Source organism: Candidatus Polarisedimenticolia bacterium (assembly GCA_036001465.1).
Classification (GTDB): Bacteria; Acidobacteriota; Polarisedimenticolia; order Gp22-AA2; family Gp22-AA2; genus Gp22-AA3.
This window is the reverse complement of record DASYUH010000084.1, coordinates 32482-50898: the sequence shown is the minus strand read 5'-3', so window position 1 is coordinate 50898 and position 18417 is coordinate 32482. Positions and strand designations below refer to the sequence as shown.

At 69.2% G+C, this 18417-nt stretch carries 18 protein-coding genes; all 18 read right to left on the bottom strand.

All coding sequences use genetic code 11. The features are described from left to right. Positions 1-149: 149 nt before the first annotated feature. The 18 genes from VGV60_15230 to VGV60_15145 all read right to left on the bottom strand — a co-directional run bounded on the left by VGV60_15230 (position 150) and on the right by VGV60_15145 (position 18402). On the bottom strand, positions 150-854 hold the full coding sequence (locus VGV60_15230; GenBank protein ID HEV8702625.1) for a hypothetical protein: 705 nt from the start codon (positions 852-854) through the stop codon (positions 150-152). A gap of 11 nt (positions 855-865) precedes the next feature. Continuing rightward, positions 866-2164 carry an adenylosuccinate lyase gene (gene purB, locus VGV60_15225; protein HEV8702624.1) on the bottom strand — a complete coding sequence of 433 codons (1299 nt, stop codon included), beginning with the start codon at positions 2162-2164 and terminating at the stop codon, positions 866-868. A 1-nt stretch (position 2165) separates the two neighbouring features. Next, a complete protein-coding gene (locus tag VGV60_15220) occupies positions 2166-2954 on the bottom strand; it encodes an MBL fold metallo-hydrolase (protein HEV8702623.1) in 789 nt (262 codons plus the stop codon). A 94-nt stretch (positions 2955-3048) separates the two neighbouring features. After that, the gene (gene dut, locus VGV60_15215) at positions 3049-3513 is read right to left on the bottom strand and encodes a dUTP diphosphatase (GenBank protein HEV8702622.1); all 465 of its coding nucleotides are present in this window, start codon (positions 3511-3513) and stop codon (positions 3049-3051) included. Beyond that, positions 3510-4367: an energy transducer TonB gene (locus tag VGV60_15210; GenBank protein HEV8702621.1), complete on the bottom strand. Its 858-nt coding sequence runs from the start codon at positions 4365-4367 to the stop codon at positions 3510-3512. Before VGV60_15210 ends, dut begins: the two co-directional genes overlap by 4 nt. Before the next feature lie 8 nt (positions 4368-4375). After that, positions 4376-5641, bottom strand: a complete 1266-nt coding sequence (locus VGV60_15205) for a pitrilysin family protein (protein HEV8702620.1) — start codon at positions 5639-5641, stop codon at positions 4376-4378. Positions 5642-5672: 31 nt separating this feature from the next. Further along, the gene (locus VGV60_15200; GenBank protein HEV8702619.1) at positions 5673-6296 is read right to left on the bottom strand and encodes a hypothetical protein; all 624 of its coding nucleotides are present in this window, start codon (positions 6294-6296) and stop codon (positions 5673-5675) included. A 30-nt stretch (positions 6297-6326) separates the two neighbouring features. Then, positions 6327-6986 (bottom strand): CBS domain-containing protein, encoded by a 660-nt coding sequence (locus VGV60_15195; protein HEV8702618.1) that lies wholly within the window; start codon positions 6984-6986, stop codon positions 6327-6329. Further along, positions 6983-8311, bottom strand: a complete 1329-nt coding sequence (gene thrC / locus VGV60_15190; protein ID HEV8702617.1) for a threonine synthase — start codon at positions 8309-8311, stop codon at positions 6983-6985. The genes VGV60_15195 and thrC overlap by 4 nt, the downstream gene beginning before the upstream one ends. A 3-nt stretch (positions 8312-8314) precedes the next feature. Beyond that, positions 8315-9271 (bottom strand): homoserine kinase, encoded by a 957-nt coding sequence (locus VGV60_15185; protein HEV8702616.1) that lies wholly within the window; start codon positions 9269-9271, stop codon positions 8315-8317. Continuing rightward, positions 9268-10311 carry an aspartate-semialdehyde dehydrogenase gene (gene asd, locus VGV60_15180; protein ID HEV8702615.1) on the bottom strand — a complete coding sequence of 348 codons (1044 nt, stop codon included), beginning with the start codon at positions 10309-10311 and terminating at the stop codon, positions 9268-9270. Before asd ends, VGV60_15185 begins: the two co-directional genes overlap by 4 nt. 31 nt (positions 10312-10342) lie before the next feature. After that, the gene (locus VGV60_15175) at positions 10343-11422 is read right to left on the bottom strand and encodes a hypothetical protein (protein ID HEV8702614.1); all 1080 of its coding nucleotides are present in this window, start codon (positions 11420-11422) and stop codon (positions 10343-10345) included. Continuing rightward, positions 11422-12879, bottom strand: a complete 1458-nt coding sequence (locus VGV60_15170; GenBank protein ID HEV8702613.1) for an aspartate kinase — start codon at positions 12877-12879, stop codon at positions 11422-11424. The genes VGV60_15175 and VGV60_15170 overlap by 1 nt, the downstream gene beginning before the upstream one ends. 204 nt (positions 12880-13083) lie before the next feature. Further along, complete coding sequence (locus VGV60_15165) at positions 13084-14130, bottom strand: hypothetical protein (GenBank protein HEV8702612.1); 1047 nt, start codon at positions 14128-14130, stop codon at positions 13084-13086. Between the two features lie 21 nt (positions 14131-14151). Continuing rightward, positions 14152-14895, bottom strand: a complete 744-nt coding sequence (locus VGV60_15160; protein HEV8702611.1) for a hypothetical protein — start codon at positions 14893-14895, stop codon at positions 14152-14154. 67 nt (positions 14896-14962) lie between these two features. Next, a complete protein-coding gene (locus VGV60_15155) occupies positions 14963-15364 on the bottom strand; it encodes a prepilin-type N-terminal cleavage/methylation domain-containing protein (GenBank protein HEV8702610.1) in 402 nt (133 codons plus the stop codon). A gap of 19 nt (positions 15365-15383) precedes the next feature. Beyond that, entirely contained in the window at positions 15384-15866 is a 483-nt protein-coding gene (locus tag VGV60_15150) for a type II secretion system protein (protein HEV8702609.1), read from the bottom strand. A 19-nt stretch (positions 15867-15885) separates the two neighbouring features. Beyond that, positions 15886-18402 (bottom strand): secretin N-terminal domain-containing protein, encoded by a 2517-nt coding sequence (locus VGV60_15145; GenBank protein HEV8702608.1) that lies wholly within the window; start codon positions 18400-18402, stop codon positions 15886-15888. Positions 18403-18417 lie beyond the last annotated feature (15 nt).

Here is an 18417-nt window from a genome sequence, read left to right as displayed (position 1 = left end):
CGGGCGGGGTAGCAAAACGCTGGGTGAAGCTGCGGTCTCGACGCTTCAAGCGGGTTCGAATTCTTTGCATTGGTGGAGGCGGCGGGAGTCGAACCCGCGTCCGGTGAAGACAGGCGCCGGGCGTTCGCCTCCGTGGTCAGCCTCTTCCATCACGGCCAGTTCAGTCCCGGGGACTGGCCGGGAGGGGACTGGATCGCCACGAGGACCCCGCCCCTGAAAGTCAGGACCGCCCGCGTGCGGGAGGCGAGGAACTCCTCGAAGCTGCGGGCGCGGGCGCCGCGCTCCCGCGCCTCCGTATAGACGCGCAGCTCCGCCGGGCGCGGGCGCCGTCCGACCGTCCATGCGACCGCACCGTCCTGTCCGGCTGCCGGCCCCCGGACCAGGACCAGGCGCCCCACCGCCTCCTCCGCCTGCTCTTCGGTCATGCCGACGAACGGCTCGCCCAGGAAGACCTTCCCGGCGACGTCGGCAGAGAGATCGGGCCAGCGGTCGCGCAGCCGGCGCACCCCTTCCTCGAGCGCCCTTCCCCACGCCGGAGTGGTGACGAAGTCGGCCGCCAGTTGCGCCGTCGTGGCCGTGTAGCGGGGCAGTTTGCGGACGCCGTAGGACCGCAGCAGTGTGGCGTCGGCCGGGCCCGGCGCCAGGATCGCCCGGTCACCTCCCAGGCTGACCAGGACGACCGACTGGCCTCGAGAAAGATCGACGCTCAGGTTGCCGCTGCCTCGGGTGCGGACCGTGGTGGGGTTGAGGACGTACAGGGTCTCGCCGGCCAAGGCGCGCAGGTCGGTCGCGGGGCTCGCGGCAGCGCCCGACTGGGCGCCCGATGCCGCGCTCCCGCCGGGGGCGGCGAGCACCAGGAGAAGCGCTACGCCTGCCCGAACGCCCGCTTGAACAGAGTGTCCACGTGGCGCAGGTGGTGCCTGAGATCGAAGCACCGATCGAGGTCCTCCGCCTTGAGCCGGGCGGCGATGTCGGGGTCCTTCCCGAGGAGCGTCCTGAAGTCCCCCTTGCCGTCCCGGGCGGCCATCGCCGCCCGCTGGATCCAGCCGTAGGCATCGTCGCGCGTCACGCCCTTGCGGGCCAGCTCGAGCAGCACCGTGCCCGAGAAGATGAGACCGCCCGATTGATCGAGGTTGCGTCGCATCGCCTCGGGGTGGACCACCATGCCGGAGACCACGCGCGTGAAGCGGTGGATCATGTAGTCGAGCAGGATGGTGGCGTCCGGCAGGATGATCCGCTCGGCGGACGAGTGCGAGATGTCCCGCTCGTGCCACAGCGGGATGTTCTCCAGCGCCACGTGCAGGTAGCCGCGCACCATGCGCGCCAGTCCGCTCATCTGCTCGCAGGCGATCGGGTTCCGCTTGTGCGGCATGGCGGAGGAGCCCTTCTGTCCGGCGCCGAACGGCTCCTCGACCTCCCCCACTTCGGTGCGCTGCAGGTGGCGTATCTCGGTGGCGAACTTCTCGATCGACGTCGCGGCGATCGCCAGCGCGCTCAGGTACTCGGCGTGCCGGTCGCGCTGCACGACCTGCGAGGCGATCGGCACCGGCTCGAGCCCCAGGGACCCGAGCGCCGCAGCCTCGACGTCGGGGTCGATGTGCGCGAAGGTGCCGACGGCCCCCGACAGCTTGCCGACCGCCACCCGCCGCCGGGCGGCCGCCAGGCGGTCGATGCTGCGGCGCACCTCGCTGTGCCAGAGCGCCAGCTTCAGGCCGAAGGTCATCGGCTCGGCGTGCACCCCGTGCGTCCGGCCGACCATGACAGAGTCCTTGTGCTCGAAGGCGCGCTTCTTGATGGCGGCCGCCAGCCCCTCCAGCCCCTTGACCAGGAGCTCGGCCGCCTCGATCATCTGCAGGGCCTGGGCGGAATCGACCACGTCGCTGCTGGTGAGGCCGAGATGGATGTACCAGGCGTCCGGGCCGACGTTCTCCGCGACGTTGTTGATGAAGGCGATGACGTCGTGCTGGACGGCCGCCTCGATCTCCTTGACGCGCTTCACGTCGAAGCGCGCCCGGGCGCGGATGTTGGCCGCCGCCTGCTTGGGGATCAGGCCGCGGTCGGCGAGGGCGTCGCAGACCGCCAGCTCGACGTCGAGCCAGCGCTGGAACTTGCGCTCGTCCTCCCAGATGCGGGTCATCTCGGGGCGGGAGTAGCGCGGGATCATCTCAGACCTCGAACCAGGGGGACGGCCCGGCCTGGCCGGCCGGGTGCAGGTCCGGCGATCGCCGCCCGCGGCGATCGAACTCGCGGCGCGCCGCCTTGAGCGCCAGCTCGGGACGGTTGTTGGTGCGGCTCAGGTGCGCCAGGATCACCCGGCCGGTCCGGCCGGTCGCCACGTCGCACAGGAGGGCGGCCGCCGTCTCGTTGTCGAGGTGGCCGTGCCGTCCGAGGACGCGCTCCTTGACCACCATGGGGTACGGCCCCTCCCTGAGCATGCCGACGTCGTGGTTCGATTCCAGCATCAGCAGATCGCAGTCATCGAGGCCCCGGCGCACCGGCTCCGGGTCGTGTCCCAGATCGGTCGCGTAGCCGAAGCGCACCCCGTCGCACGACACCGTGTAGCCGACCGTCTCGACCGCGTCGTGCGGCACGGGAAACGCCTCCACCGTCATCCCCCCCACGACGAACGAGGCGCCGGGCTCGACCGCGTGATGGGCGTGGGCACCGTGCCCGTACGGCCCGGCCTTCTGGAGCCCCGCGGCGCGGAACGTGGCCGGCGTGCAGTACAGCGGCACCCGGTAGGTCTTCGAGAACAGCGCCGCCCCGCGGACGTGATCGGCGTGCTCGTGGGTGACCAGGAGGCCGTCCAGCCGGTGCGGCTCGACGCCGACCGCACGCAGCCGCGCCCCCAGCTCGCGGCACGAGAACCCGGCATCGAGCAGGAGCCGCGTCCCGTCCGCCTCGATGCAGGTCGCGTTCCCGGCGCTGCCGCTCCCCAGAACCGCCACCCGCATCCCGGTCCCCTCGTGACTCGTGGCGCTTCAGGAAGCGCGTCCGGATTGTACCCGATCGTCGGGAGCCGGTCCGAGCAGGGGGCCGGCTTTTGGGTCAGGTCCTGCCCGTGTGCCCGAAGCCGCCGCCGGCGCGCCCGGTCGGGGGCAGCTCGTCCGCCTCGACCAGCCTCGCCCGGGACACCGGCGCGATGACCAGCTGGGCGATCCGGTCCCCGCGGCAGATGGTGACCGGCTCCTGTCCGAGGTTCACGGCGACGACCGCGATCTCCCCCCGGTAGTCCGCATCGATCGTTCCGGGGGAGTTCAGCATGGTCAGCCCCTGTCGCAGCGCCAGTCCGCTGCGCGGCCGCACTTGCCCCTCGAGCCCGGGCGGCAGGGCGATGGAGAACCCGGTCGGGATGAGGGCCCGCCGCCCCGGCTGCAGCACCACCGGCTCCCGGACGCAGGCGCGCAGATCCAGCCCGGCGCTTCCCGCCGTGGCGGGGGCCGGCAGCGGCAGGTCCGGGTTCTCCGCCGTGCGGGCGATCCGGACCAGTGATTCGTCCTCCGTGCGAGTCATTTCCACTGAAAATCGATGTCGACGGTGAAATAGAAGTCCGTGGGCTTGCCGTCCTCCCTGCCCGGGACATACCGCCACTGCCTGACGGCGTCGATCGCGGCCTGCTCGAAGCCGCAGTATCGTGCCGACGACTTGAATACGTCCAGCACCTCGGCCGTACCATCCGGATGCACGACGGCGTGCAGGGTCACCTTCCCCGTGGCCATCCTGCCGCGCGCCAGGACCGGAAACTCGGGCATCACCTTCGACTCGCGGATGATCCGGGGGTTGGTCAGTCCCTCCCTCCCGCGCACCGGGTCGGCCGGTGGCTTCTCAGGCTCCGGCAAGGAGTCGGCGTCGCGGAGCGCGACGATGCGGACGAAGCTCCCGATCTCCTCGGGAGTCAGCCGAAAGGACTGCGGACCGTCGACCCCCACAACGTCGACGTCGACCTCCCGCCCCACCGCGATCGCCCGGATGAGATCGTCCTGGCCTTCGAGAAGCGCTGTCTCGGTGACGCGGCAGCCGTAGGCGTCGACTTTGATCTCGGAACGTTTCGGAGCCAACGCACGGCTGACCCCATCCACCCGGACTTGGAGTGACTTGATCCCGATCCGCTTGTCTCCCTGCCGGCTGACATGCAGGAGCAATGACCGAGTGCCTTTCGCGTCGAGGCGCAGGACCGGGTAGATCCTGAAGTCGTACAGTGTCCACGAGTCGTGGGCCGGCCGGAACGTGGTCTCCCTGGCTCGCCGGTCCTCATGGACGGAGAGACCCTTAGGAAGGCTCTGTGGGCTCGCGTCGGACCACGCTTCGGCCGGAGGGGCGAGGATCATCAGGGGAAGGATGGCAAGGCCAATCCGTCGTGAGCGCACGCCGCTCCTCAGAAACTCAGGCCGACCTTCTCCATCTCGAGGTCCTTCGTCTGGCCGAGGACGGCGAGGGTGCAGCGCGAGGCGTCGAAGATCTCGCGCGACAGGTCGAGGACGTCGTCCCGCGTGACCGAGTCGACCCCCTCGAGGATCTCGCTCACCGTGAACTGGCGGCCGTAGTAGAACTCCTGGCGCGCCAGGTTCGACATCCGGCTGCTGCTGCTCTCGAGCGACAGCATCAGGCTTCCCTTGAGATGATCCTTGGCCATCTTCAGCTCGCCGTCGCCGACCGGCTTGTCCTTCAGGATCCGGAACTCGTCGACGATGAGCTGCACGACCTCGCGCCCGGACTCCGGGGAGGTCGCCGCGTACACCAGGAGGTTCCCGCTGTCGAGAAACGAGTTGACCGACGAGAAGACGGAGTAGGCCAGGCCGCGCTCCTCGCGGATGTGCTGGAACAGTCGCGAGGACATGGTCCCCCCCAGGAGCGTGTTCAGGACGTATTCCTGGTAGCGCCGCCCCGGCGCGGCCCCGAAGCACGGCACGCCGAGGCAGAGGTGCAGCTGGCCCAGCTCCTTCTTCTCGCGTATCACGACGGTGGCGGTCGGCGAGGGGGCGCTGACCGCGACCGGGGCCGCGGTGTTCTTGATCGGCTCGAAGGCGCGGCGGATGGCGCCGGCCAGGCGCTCGTGATCCAGGTTGCCGGCCGCCGTCACCAGCAGGTTCGCCGGCTGGTAGGACTCCCGGAAGAAGCGCGTCAGCATGTCGAGCTGCATCCCGGACACCGACGCGATGGTCCCCTGGATTGGCCGGCCGAGAGGGTGCCCGCGCCAGAACGACGCGCTGAAGATGTCGTACACCAGCTCGTCGGGCGTGTCGTCCACCATCTTGATCTCTTCGAAGATGACCTTGCGCTCCTTCTCGATCTCGGCCGGCACGAACTTCGGGTGCCGCACGATGTCCGACAGCAGGTCGACCGCGATATCGAGGTGGTCGTCCAGGACCTTGAAGTAGAAGCAGGTGTACTCCTTGGTCGTGAAGGCGTCCATCTGGCCGCCCACCGAATCGACGATGAGCGCGATGTCCTGGGCGGTCTTGGTCTCGGTCCCCTTGAACAGGAGGTGCTCGATGAAGTGCGAGATGCCGTTCTGGTCCACGGTCTCGTGCCGCGAGCCGCGCTTCATCCACACCCCGACCGCGACCGAGCGCAGCGTGCGCATCGGCTCGGTGATCATCACCAGGCCGTTCTCGAAAGTCTCCTTGCGGATGTCGCTCATGCGGGGCCCATGGTAGCACTTCCGGGGGAGGCTACGGGTGCGGGGCCTCGACGTAGCCGCCCTTGTCCCACCGGTAGACGGTGGTCTCGTAATCGGGCGCCTGGCGCGGCCCTTCCTGGTAGGTGCGGCTGGTGATCCAGAACTCGATCCTCCCGGCCGCGTCGTAGCGCGCCTCGATCTGCCGGCCGGCGTTCTGGAAGATCGTGCGGTAGGCGCCGCTCGGATCGCGGGCGATGACCTCGATCATCTCGAGATGGCCCCCCTCCCAGGTGACGACGATCTCCTCCCGGCCGTCGAGATCCACGTCCTGGAGCGCCAGGTTCTTGAAACCGTCCCCCTGCGAGGCCGTGTGCGCCAGGACGAGCTTCTTGCCGCCTCCGCCCTCGAAGATCCGGAGCTCCGGCTTCCCGGCCGCGGTGCCGATCACGGCCGCGATCCGTGTCGCCGCCGGATCGATCGCCCGCAGGGCGATCAGCCGGTCCCCCTTGCGCAGGACGCCCGCGATGGCACGGAGCGCCTGATCCTCCGGCCGGGCGCGACAGGCGGGAAGCCAGGCGGCGAGAGCCACCGCGGCGGCCACCGCGACGGGGAGCCGCCGCCAGCCGGCGGGACGGGATCGGAACGGGCGGGCATGAGTCGGTCGGTCAGGGGGCATGTGCGGCCTCCTCGGACAGGCTCCTCGGGTTCAGATCTTGATCTTCCCCTCGAGGACGGCGCGGCAGAGATCCATGGACGAGACGAGGCCGGTGACCTTCCCCTTCCGGAGGACCGGCACGCGGTGAATCCTGAGGCTCCACATGATCCGGCAGACGTCGGTCACCGGCGTGTCCTCCTCGGCGGAGATCGCGGGGCTCGTCATGATGCTGCGCACCGGCTGCTCCATCGGGTCGGGCGATCGGTGCTCCGCCCAGAACGGCTTCTCGCCGCTTCGCAGCGGGGCCGGCGGGGCGGCCTGCAGGATCCTGCCCCGCAGCACGGACACGACGCGCCGGGACGGGCGCCCCTTCCCGGACTGGGGGTCCATCGCCTCGTCGCCGGAGCGGACCGGGCCGGCGCTGCCGTCGGGGGCCGGACTCCCCATCGAGCCGTAGATGATGTCCTCCTGGGTGACCACGCCGACGAGCCGCCCGTCCGCGTCGACCACCGGGGCGCCGTTGATGTTCTTTTCCTGGAGGAGGTCGCAGAGCGCCCCGACCCTCATGTCCGCGCGCACGGTGATCGGCGAGCGCGTCATCAGGTCGCGGGCCAGGAACCTCGGGCCGGCGCTTCGCACCGGCCGGCGCCGGGACGCCGAGCGGCGGACGGTCCGCCCCGCTCTCTTCCTGCTGTTCTTGCGCGTGGTCATGGGCCGACCTTCCCGGAAGCGGCGCCGGCCGACGAGGCCAGGAAGCGCTCGAGGGCCCCCGCGTCCGCCTCCATCTCGATGATCCGGTTCGCCCGGGCCGGCACGACGCCGTCCAGGCGCCCTCCATGGTAATCGATCGTGGCCTGGCTGAACTTGCAGCCGTGGGCCGTGGCGATGATCACCACCCTGTCGCCCGCCGCGATGGTGCCGTCCCGGCGCGCCTTCAGGAAGCCGGCGACGGCGGTCGCGGAGTTGGGGCAGATGTAGACGCCGGTCGCATCGACCAGCGCCTTGGCGTCCATGATCTCCGTCTCGGAGGCGGACAGGAACGCCCCGCGCGATCGGCGCACCGCGGCGACCGCCTTGTCGTAGGACACCGGATCGCCGATGCGGATGGCGCTCGCCGCCGTCTCGCCCGCCTTCACCCTCACCCGCTCCCGGTATCCTTCCCGGTGCGCCCTCGCCAGGGGGGCGGCCGCCTCGGGCTGCGCCCCCAGGAGACGCGGCACCCGGTCGATGACGCCGAGCTCGTGCAGGTCGAAGAACCCCTTGCCGATGGCCGAGATGTTCCCGGCGTTGCCCACCGGGACGACGACCCAGTCGGGCGGCTCCCAGCCGAGCTGCTGCGCCGTCTCGTAGGCGATCGACTTCTGCCCCTCGATGCGCACCGGGTTGACCGAGTTGAGAAGATAGACCGGGCGTCTCCGGCAGACCTCCCGCAGCAGGCGGATGCAGGTGTCGAAGTCGGCCGGCAGCGAGACGGTGAGGGCGCCGGAGGCGATCGGCTGGGACAGCTGTTCGACGCTGATCTTTCCCCGGGGCAGGACCACGACGCCGCGCATCCCTTCCGCCTGGGCGGCGTACGCCGCCATCGCGGCGGAGGTGTCGCCGGTCGACGCGCAGGCCACGAGGTCGACCCCGATCGAGCGCGCGAACGACACGCCGGCGCTCATCCCCCGGTCCTTGAACGACAGGGTCGGGTTCTCCCCCTCGTGCTTGATGTGCACCGAGGCGGTCCCGGACTCCCGCTCCAGCCGGGTCGAGCGGTAGAGGTTGGTGTTCCCTTCCGGCCTGGTCACGATCTGATTCGCCCGCAGCTCGGGGAGGACCAGCTCGTGGTAGCGCCAGACGCCGCTCCGGTGGATCCCCGCCGTCGCCCCCAGGCGGGAGTCGAACAGGCGCCGCCACGCGGCCCCGTCGCGCTCCCGCTTGAGGCGGTCGAGGTCGTGCGCCACCTCGAGCAGGCCCGAGCAGGCTTCGCACTCGTAGCGGATCTCGCCGAGAGGATAGTCTCGCCCGCAGCCGATGCAGCGCAGCGACGCCATGTCTCAGTCGAGCCGTCGCGCGCCCCGGTTGTCCGGGGGGCAGACGAAATGGCGGCTGGGAAGGCCGTGGCGCTGGAAGGCGGCGTGCATCGCGACCGCCACCTTCTCGGCGGTCTCTGCGGTCGCCACGGCGAACAGGGACGGGCCGGCGCCCGAGATCGAGCAGCCGAACGCTCCGGCCTCGAGGGCCGCCCGTTTCACGTCGGCGAACCCGGGGATCAGCTTCGAACGGACCGGCTCCACCACCTGGTCGTCGACGGCGCGGCCGAAATCGGGCAGGTTGCCGCGCGCCACCGCCGCGACCAGGGCGGCGACGTTGGCCCAGTTGCTCTTGGCGTCCTTGAGCGGAATCATCTCCGGCAGGACCGATCGGGCGAAGCGCGTCTCGATCTCCATGCCCGGCAGGACGACGACGAAGCGCATCGCCGAGGGGAGCTCCAGGCGGATGACGTCGATCGGCGCGTGGCTCCTCACGATGGTGAACCCGCCGAGAAGCGACGCCGCCAGATTGTCGGCGTGCCGGCCGCCGCTCGCCAGGACCTCCCCTTCGAGGGCCGCCTCCAGGAGCGTGTTGCTGCCGAGCGCCGAGCCGAACAGGAGGTGCGCGGCGACGGCGCCGCCGACGGCGCTGGCAGCCGACGAGCCCAGGCCGCTCCCCTGCGGCAGCCCCTTGTGCAGCTTCATCTCCAGGCCGGCCTCCTTCGCCGCCTTCCCCTTGAGCTGCTTGAGGACCGATTCGGCGGCGCGCCCGGCGCAGTTCTTCGCCGGGTCGGTCGGAATGCTCTCCTTCTCGCCGGTCATTTCGACGAGGGCGACCCCCGGCCGGTCGGTCCTGCGCGCCTGCACCACGTCGCCGAGACCCTCGAGCGCCACGCCGAGCGAATCGAACCCGGGCCCGAGGTTCGCGATCGACGCCGGGGCGAAGACCTTGACCCAGCCCTCCTCGGGATGCCCGTTCACAGGTACCCCTTCGCTTTCAGGAGCTCGGCGTTCAGGATCGCAACCCCCGCCGCCCCCCGGATGGTGTTGTGGACCAGGGCTTCGTACTTGAGACCGAACACCGGGCAGGCCCGCACCCGCCCGACCGTCACGCTCATCCCGCTTCCCGCCATCCGGTCGAAGCGCGGCTGGGGGCGGTCCGGCTCGTCGCGCACGAGGATCGGCCGCTCCGGCAGGCTCGGGAGATCCAGGGACTGGAGCGGCGAGCGGAACTCGCGCAGCACGCGCGCCGCCTCGTCCGGGGTCGCCCGCCGCTCCGTCTCGACCGAGACCGCCAGCGTGTGCCCGTCCGAGACCTGCACGCGGTGGCAATGCGCGCTGACCGCGAAGGTCGCGGCGGCCCGGGACGTCCCGAGGATCTTGGCGGTCTCCGATTCCATCTTCTCTTCCTCGCCGCCGATGTACGGGATGACGTTGTCGAGGATGTCCACCGAGGACACGCCGGGATATCCGGCGCCGGAGATGGCCTGCAGGGTCGCCACCACCAGGCGCCGGATCCCGAAGGCCCGGTGGAGCGGCGCCACCGAGAGCGCCAGGCCGACGGTCGAGCAGTTCGGGTTGGTGACGATGAACCCGCCGCCGCGCCACTTGGCCTTCTGCGCCTCGATCAGCTCGAGGTGTTCGGCGTTGACCTCGGGGATGAGGAGCGGCACGTCCGGGTCCATCCTGTGGTTGCGCGAGTTGCTCACCACCGCGCAGCCGGCGCGCGCGAACTCCTCCTCGATCGGGCCGGCGACCGACGCGTCGAGCCCCGAGAACGCCACCCTCGCGTCGAGCCCGGGAAGGCACGGGACGACCTCCATGTCGCGCGCCCAGTCCGGAATCGGGTGCGGCAGGAACCAGCGGGCCGCCTGCGCGTAACGCTGCCCGGCCGAACGTTCCGAAGCGGCCAGGGCCGACACGCGGAACCAGGGGTGCCCGTCGAGCAGCTGGACGAACCTCTGCCCGACCGCCCCCGTCGCTCCCAGGATCGCCACCGGAATCCGCCTGTCCGCGCTCACCTTGTGTCTCCGCCTCCGCCGGCCGACCGCCTCACGAAGTCCTGGCGATGGCCCGGGCCACCTTCAGGATGTCTCCAAATGCGCCCGCCGCGGTCACCGCAGGGCCGGCCCCGGGCCCCGTGACGACCAGCGGCCGCTCGGCGTACCGCCGGGTCCTGAACACGAAGATATTGTCCGGCCCGGACAGCCCGCCGAGAGGGCCGTCCGACGGCACCTCCTTCAGGGCCGCGCCGCAGCCGCCGCCGACCGACGCGACGTACCGGAGACGCTTGGCGCGGGCGGCCGCGCCCTGCCACGTCTCCGCCATCCCGGAGTCCATGGCCGGCGTCTTCGCCAGGAACCTCTCCACGTCCCCCCGCCGGTCGATGGGACAGAACGGCTCCAGCCGCACGTCGGCGGGCTCGAGGTCGAGCCCCGCCTCGCGGGCCAGGATGAGGGCCTTGCGCGCCACGTCCTGCCCCCCGAGATCGTCGCGCGGGTCGGGCTCCGTGTACCCCAATTTCCTGGCGCGCGCAAGGACTTCCGAGAACTTTTCGCCCCCGTCCAGGGAGGCGCACAGGTAGTTCAGCGTCCCCGAGAAGCATCCCTCGACCGACTCGAGGCGGTCGCCGCTGTCGAGAAGGTCGCGCAGCGTCGAAATCACCGGCAACCCGGCCCCCACGGTGACCTCGTACAGCCAGAGCCGGCGATGGCCGCGCGCGGCCTCATCGATGCGCCGGTAGTCGGCGAGCGGACCGGCCAGGGGTTTCTTGTTGCACGTCACGACGTGCAGCCCGGCCGCGAAGGCGTCGCAGTAGACGCCAGCCATCCCTTCTTCCGCCGTGGCGTCGACCAGGATCGTGGGTCCCGCGAGAGCCCCGAGCGCCTGCCCGAGGATCGCCGTCCCACCTGGACCCGCCTCGACCCTGTCCCGCCAGCGAGCCAGGTCGATCCCCCCCGGCTCGAACGCGCCCGACCGCCGGCCGGCGACGCCGGCGTACACCAGGTCGACCCCCAGCCGCTTCAGGACCGACGGCCGCTGCTCGCGCACCTGCTCGATGAGCGTCGCGCCGACCGTCCCCTTGCCGATCTGCAGCAGGGAGACCCGCACAGGGGCGGGGACCGCCGCCATCAGCGGCCCCGGGTCCCGACCAGCCGCAGCGCCGTCCTGCGGCCGCGCCGGAGCGCGGCGCGACCGACGTTGAGGCGATCGTGGATGGCGCGCACGCCCCGCTTCATGTCGCGCCCCTTGATCACCACCGTGATGTTGTACTCGGACGATCCCTGGGCGATCGCCACCACGTTGACGTGGGCGTCCCCCAGGGAGCTGAAGACGCGCCCGGCGATCCCCTGCTGGCCCTTCATGCCGGCGCCGACCACGGCAATCGAGCACATGTCGCGCTCCACCGTGATGCGCGCCACCTGCTCCCCCAGAAGCCCGCGGTCGCGGAAATCTTTTTCCAGCGCCTTCATGGTCTTCTCGAGATCGCCCTGCATGATGGCGAACGAGATGTTGTACTCCGAGGACGACATCGAGATCATGTAGATGTTCGTTCCGGCCAGGGCGACCGGGGTCAGGAGCCGCAGGATCATCCCCGGCTGGCCGAAGATCCCGGTCCCCTCGACGGTGACCAGAGCCATGCCGTCGATGCTGCTGACGAGAAGGGGCGCCGTGCCGCGCCCGGCCGGGCGGCTGGTGATGAGCGTCCCCGGAGCGTCCGGCTTGAAGGTGTTCTTGATCCGGATCGGGATCCCGGCCCTGCGCACCGGGAGCATCGTCTTCGGATGGATCACCTCGGCGCCGTAGTGCGCCATCTCGGCGGCCTCCTGGTAGGAGATGCGCTCCACGACGCGGGCGTTCTTCACGACCTTCGGATCGGCGGTGCAGACGCCGTCCACCTCCTTCCAGATCCAGACCTCCTTCGCCCTGAGACCGCCCCCGAGTATCGCCGCGGTGTAATCCGAGCCGCTGCGGCCCAGGGTGGTGGTCGCCCCGCTGCGCGTCCGGCCGATGTATCCGGTGACCACCGGCACCACCCCGGCGCGGATCCCCGGCAGCAGGCCCTTCCGGATCCTCCGGTTGGTGACCTCGAAGTCGACGACGGCGGCGCCGTGGCTCTCGTCCGTCACAATCTGCTCGCGCGCGTCGACGAACTGGGCTCGCAGGCCGAGCCGCTTCAGATGGTCGGTGACGATGAGCGCCGACAGCCTCTCGCCGAACGAGGAGATCAGATCGAGGGAGCGCCGGCTCAGCTCGCGCAGGAGCAGGACGCCGTGGCAGACCCCCTCGAGCTCCGTGAACAGCGCGTCGATCTCGCGCTCCAGGCGGCTATGGGATCCGTCGCTCAGCCCGAGGAGACGCGCCTCCCGCCTGTGCCGACGGTGCAGGCGATCGAGACGGCGGCCGACCTCGCGCGGCAGGCCGTCGACCGATCCCCCGGCCAGGGCGATCAGCTCGTCCGTGACCCCCGCCATGGCGGAGACCACGACGACGGGCCGGGAGCGCGCGAACCGCTTGACGATCGATCCGACCTGCCGGATCTGGAGGGCGCCGGCCAGCGACGTCCCCCCGAATTTCATCACGACCATGGCGCTTCCTTGCCCGCCAAAAATAACAAAGGGGAGGTCCGCTCCCTCCCCTCTTCAGACGTTCGTGGATCGGAGCACTCAGGTTTCAGAGATTAGACCAGCGAACCCCCTCCGATGTCAACGTCCCGTGCCGCTATATCCCTACATATGAAACAATTAGAGCCGATTCCTCAGGCGCGAATTCCGGCCCTCCACAGGCGCCGATCAGGGATTCCCCTGATCATCGCCCCCCTGATCCGGCTGGCCTTTCCCCTTCGGGGGCTGGGTCCCAGGAGGGTAGTAGGTGCTGGGCGGAAGGTTGCCGTAGGGATTCCCGGGATCCCACCCTCCTCCTCCTTTGTCGCGATTCCCCTGCTTGAATCCTGGGAATCGAGTGTCGCTTCTGTTGTTCCACCTGTTGTTGGGCTGGGGGGCGGTGGGGAGGCACCCCATCCCACTGCCGCCGAAGCCGGGGCCGACGCAGCCGGTGGCTCTCGGGAGGGCCGTCGGGTTGCCGGGCTGTTGCATCACCTCCCCCAGGTCGAAGACGTGGAACTGCCATTCGTCCACCTGCTCGTGCCCTTTGTAGATCTTGTACGTGTCCGTGGCGGCCTTGCCGGTGGCGCGGCTGATCACGCCGACGATCGGCCAGCCGATTGCCGGCTCGCTTATGCTCTCCTCATCGCCCGACAGTTCGATGCCGGAACCCGCGGCCGGTATCGTCGGCATGGCTCCCGACAGGGCGATCGGTGGCGATCCGGGCGGCGCCCCGCCGGTTCCCGGCACGCCGGCCCCGAGCGGGTTCTGGTTGATCGGTGTGACCCCCGGCATCTGCGCCTGCGCCGTCGTCCCGGTCCCGGCGCTCTCCCAGTCCTGGCCCCACTCCTTCTTGGCCTTCTCCTGCGCCACCTGCGCCGCCTTCGGATCGTAGACCCCCTGCCCCCCCGGCATCAGGTAGAGCAGCCCCCACTTGCCGTCCTTGGCGATCGGATCCTTGTACAGCTTGCGGATGTAGCGCAGGCGCCGCGGGCCCGGCTTCTTGAGGTCTTCGAGCCTCAGCGGGAACTGGCCGGCGTGCTCCTTGCGGTAGGCGATGATCCCGAGCACGTACTGGTTGGCGCGGAAGATCAGCTCCTCCTCGCTGTCACGCCTCCAGGTGGTCGACCAGGCCTGCGCCGCGGCGGTCAGCGCGATCGCCCCCACCGCGATCACCACCATGAAGATGATCAGGATGGCGCCGGATTCACTCCTGGGCCGTTTCCGATCGGGCATACGCCGCCTCCCGTTCCGGAGTCAGTCCACGTTGTCGACGATCAGCACGTTGCTGCTCGAAACGCTTCCCGAGCTCGCCTTGATGAAACCGGTGCAGGTGTTGGCGACGCATTTCGAGTTGCAGGTGGTCGAGTTGATGCTCAGAGTCGAGTTTGCCTCACCATTCTGATCGGTCGTGTCGGAGCCGGGAGTGAACGTTCCGGTGACGTCCGTCGCGGTGTTCGACCCGGTCATCGTGAAGTTGATCAGGGTACCGATGCACGGATCCCCGGCAGTGTCCGTGGCGACTGCCGTAATATTGAACGTGTCGTTGCAGGTGTCTATCTGTACGTTGGACAGGCTCAGGGAGATGTCCGCGAGCGCGCAGGTCGAGGTCTGGAGCTGCAATGATTTCTCCGCCTTTCCAGATTTTGCCGTGATGGTCGGCGGTTGCTGCGCAGCGGTCAAGACCGTTATTGCGTTGCCGAAGGAGTCCGTCTCGATGGGCGTTCCCGGCTGCGGCGTCAAGGTCCCGGCCGTGGTCGTGAAGCGGACGTCCTGCCCCGACAGCGGAACACCGAGAGCGTTGCTCACCGTCGCGATGATCGTGACCGGCTTGTTCGGGTCCTGAACCCCTCCGGCCAGCACGATGGTCGCCGGGTTCGCCGTCAAGCTGATGGTCGACCCGTCCGGAGCGATTACGTCCGTCTCCTGACACGCCAATAGCGCCACGGCCAATAAAACGGCCATCGCCCATCCTGAATAACCCCTCGTCATCCTGATCATCGAAACGACTCCTTATTCGAAATATACGCCCCCGCGGGGGCCACGACAACGCCGAACTCGCCCTGTCTTACCAGTCCTGGTAGCGGGTGCCGTCGAGGGCGGTGCCGTCGGCACCGCTCTTCACGTCGATGATGCCGCCGCCCCCCTCCGTGTCCTCGTCGGTCGCCTCGGCCTGCACCGTCTGCCAGGTCTCCTCCGATCCGGTGATCGGGTCGACCGGGATCTTGCGCAGGTAGCCCTCCTCGATCAGCGTGTCGAGAGACTCCGGATACTTTCCCTTGTCCGCGAAGTACTGGTCGATGACGTCGCGGATGGCGAACAGGTCCTCTTTCAGCACCGCCTCCTTGGCCCTTTGGGGGGCGGTGCGCATCTGCGCCGCGGCAATTCCGGCGATGATGCCGATGATCGCGATGACGATGAGCAACTCGATGAGCGTGAAGCCGCCTTCGCCCCGCGGTCCCTCTTTCAATTCCCCGCCCGTCCGCATCTCACCAGTCCTTGTATTCGGTGCCGTCCAGCGCCTTGCCGGACGAGGTGCTGTACACGTCATAGACGTTCTCGTGGCCCCAGGACGACGAGTCGGCGTCGTCCTGGAAGGAGCGCATCCCCCATTCCTGCTTCTTGATCATCGGATCGTAGGGAATCCGCCTCAGGAACTTGATCTTCTGCCCCAGGGCCCCCGTCTTCTCGACCCCGTCCACCAGCGTCTCGAGGTCGGGCGGGTAGCACTCCGAATCGACCCCGCTCTTCTGGATGACCCCGGTGTCGCAGAACTTCTTGTACTGGTCGATCGCCTGCCGCATCATCCGGAGCGACCGGCGCAGCTCGAGCTCATTCCGGCGCTTCACCGTGAACTTGGTGATCGGCACGAGCGCCCCGGCCAGGATCGCCAGGATCGCGACCGTCACCACGAGCTCGACGAGCGACACGCCGGCGTCACCCCTCCGGCCTGTCCTGCGCGTGAGAAAGATCGGTCCGCCTCCTTCCCGCCTACTGGCCGGTCGTGACGTTGATCGTCATGCCCTGCCGATCGAACGGCAGTTTCTGGGCCGACGGATCGAGGACGGAGATGTCTGTGAAGTTAAGCGTTGTCGTGCCCCCTTTCTTGTTGTTAGCAAGAAATGTCAGGCCGATTAGCTCTCCCTGACCGCTCACTCCTGGACGACTTCCCTCGCGTGACAGTCCGACGATCAGTTCATTTTTCCCCGCCCCTAGCGTCGCAAGGACAAACACGTTGGCACCATCCTGTGACAGAAACGGCGACACGGTCCCGGAATGGATGAACTCGAGAAACTCCGGATCGAAATTCAGATGGAACGGCACGCTGCCGATCCCGCTCTTCGACCGGATCATGACGCCCACGGTGATCATCTCCCCCATCGCGACATTCGCGTACGCGGGGCTCAGGAAGACCAGAGCCGGCTCGGTGGCCTCCGCCTTGCTCTCGCCGCCCGGCGTCGGGGCCGGCGGGGTCGCCGTGGTCGGGGCCGTACCGCCCCCTTGGGGGGCCGGGGTCGGCGTCGGCTCCGGTTCGGGAGCGGGGGCCGTGGTGGCCGGCGGCACCGGAACGGGCACCAGGACGGCGCCAGGCGCCTGGGGCGGCTCTTCGGCCGGCGCCCCCCCGCCCTCCGGCTCCGCCTCTTCGACCGGCAGATCCGGCAGGGTCGGGATCATCGGCGCTTCCTCGTCCTCCTCCTTCGCCTCGAACGGGTTGCTGCCGAAGGCGCTGGTCTTGCTGGCGCCCCGCAGGCCGATGTTGCTCTCCGTGCCGATCCAGAGCGGCAGCAGGTCCTCCTCCGTCACGTCCGGGATGCGGATGATGTGCGGCGTCAGGGTCAGGACGATGTCCGTCTGCTGCACGTTGGTCTCGGTGTTGCCGAAGATCCGCTTCAGGACCGGGACGTCGGAGAGCCCCGGCAGGCCGCTCATCGACTTGCGCTCCTCCTCGCGGATGAGGCCGGCCAGCAGGTTGGTCTCCTGGTCCTTGAGCCGGATCGTCGTGTCGATCTCGCGCGTGCCGATGATCGGCTGCGTCAGCCCCCCGCCGGCGGAGATCTGGCCGGCCAGCGAGGAGACCTCCACCTTGAGCTTCAGGGTGATCTCCTTGTTGTGGTGCACGCGCGGCTCGACGTCGATGTTGATCCCGACGTTCTGGTAGGTGAACGAGGTGATCGGCACGCCCACCGTCCCGACCCCCGTGGAGGCGGCGTTGAACGTCGTGGTCGGGATCGGGATCCGGTCGCCGATGCGGACGGTCGCCTTCTCCCCTTCGCTGACGCGCAGCTGCGGCTTGGCGATCACCTGGGCATCGGCGTCGGTCTTGAGGAAGTTCACCACCACGCCCGGGATCGGGCCGAGCAGGTAGGAGCCCGCCTGCTTGAGCAGGTCCAGGTTGTTGAGCGGCACGCTGGTGCCGCCCCCATAGGTCAGGTTCAGCGACTTGCCGTTGCCGCCGCCCGGACCGAACAGGTCGATCCCCAGGTTCTGCAGGAGCGTGCGGTTGATCTCCAGGAGCTCGATGTCCACGATGAGCTCGGACTTGGCCTTGTCGTTCGACTCGATGATCTTCGCGGCCACCTGGACGCGATCGGGGGTGTCGCGGATGGTGATGGCGTTCAGGCGGTCGTTCTGCGCCAGCTGGCGCGCGTCGAGGAGGGTGCGGAGCAGGACCTGCACGTCCTTCACGTCGGCGTTCGACAGGTAGAAGGTCTGGATGACGAGGTCGTCGTACTCCTTGTGCTTCTGCGTGTTGTCGTCGGAGATCAGGATGGTGTTCTCGTCCCAGATCTTGAAGAAGTGCTTGTTCATCGTCATCAGGGTGCCGAGGGCCTGCTCGAACGTCACGTCGGCCAGGTCGATCGAGATCTTCTTGTTGAGGTCGACCCGCTCGTCGTAGATGAAGTTGATCCCCGAGGCCTTGCTGAGCGCGTCGTAGATCTTCTTCACCGTCTCGTCCTTGAAGCGCAGGACGATCGGGATGTTGGAGGCGGGGTTCAGCCGGGGGGCGACTCGCCCGGGCGCGGCCGCCTTGGCCTGGCGCTTCAGCTTCTCCATCTCGGACTCGTCCGCCTTCTGCTGCCTCTGCCACTCGGAGAGCGCCTTGGACAGCTCGTTGGCGGCGTACTGGTGCGAGGGATCGAGATAGACCGTCTGCTGGAACTCGGAGATGGCCGCCTCGATGCGGCCGGCCTTCAGGTAGGCCTGCCCCTTGGCGAAATGCTCCTGGGCCGCCTTCATCTTGGCGCGCGCCAGCGCCACCTTGTAGCGGGTGCTCTCCGGATCGAAGGAGACCGCCTTGGAGAAGAGCAGGACCGCCCGGTCGTAGTTCTGGGCTGCCATCTCCTTCGTGCCGCTCTTGTAGACCCCTCGGCCGGTGGCGCACCCGCCGAGCGCGATCGTCCAGGCGAGGGCCGCGGCCAGGGCCCGGGCGGCCGGGCTCCGTCCGCCGGGCGGGCGGCCCCTGCGCTTCGATGTGCGGATTCCAGGCGGGTTCGCTGCGGTTTCCACCTCGTCACCTCCCCC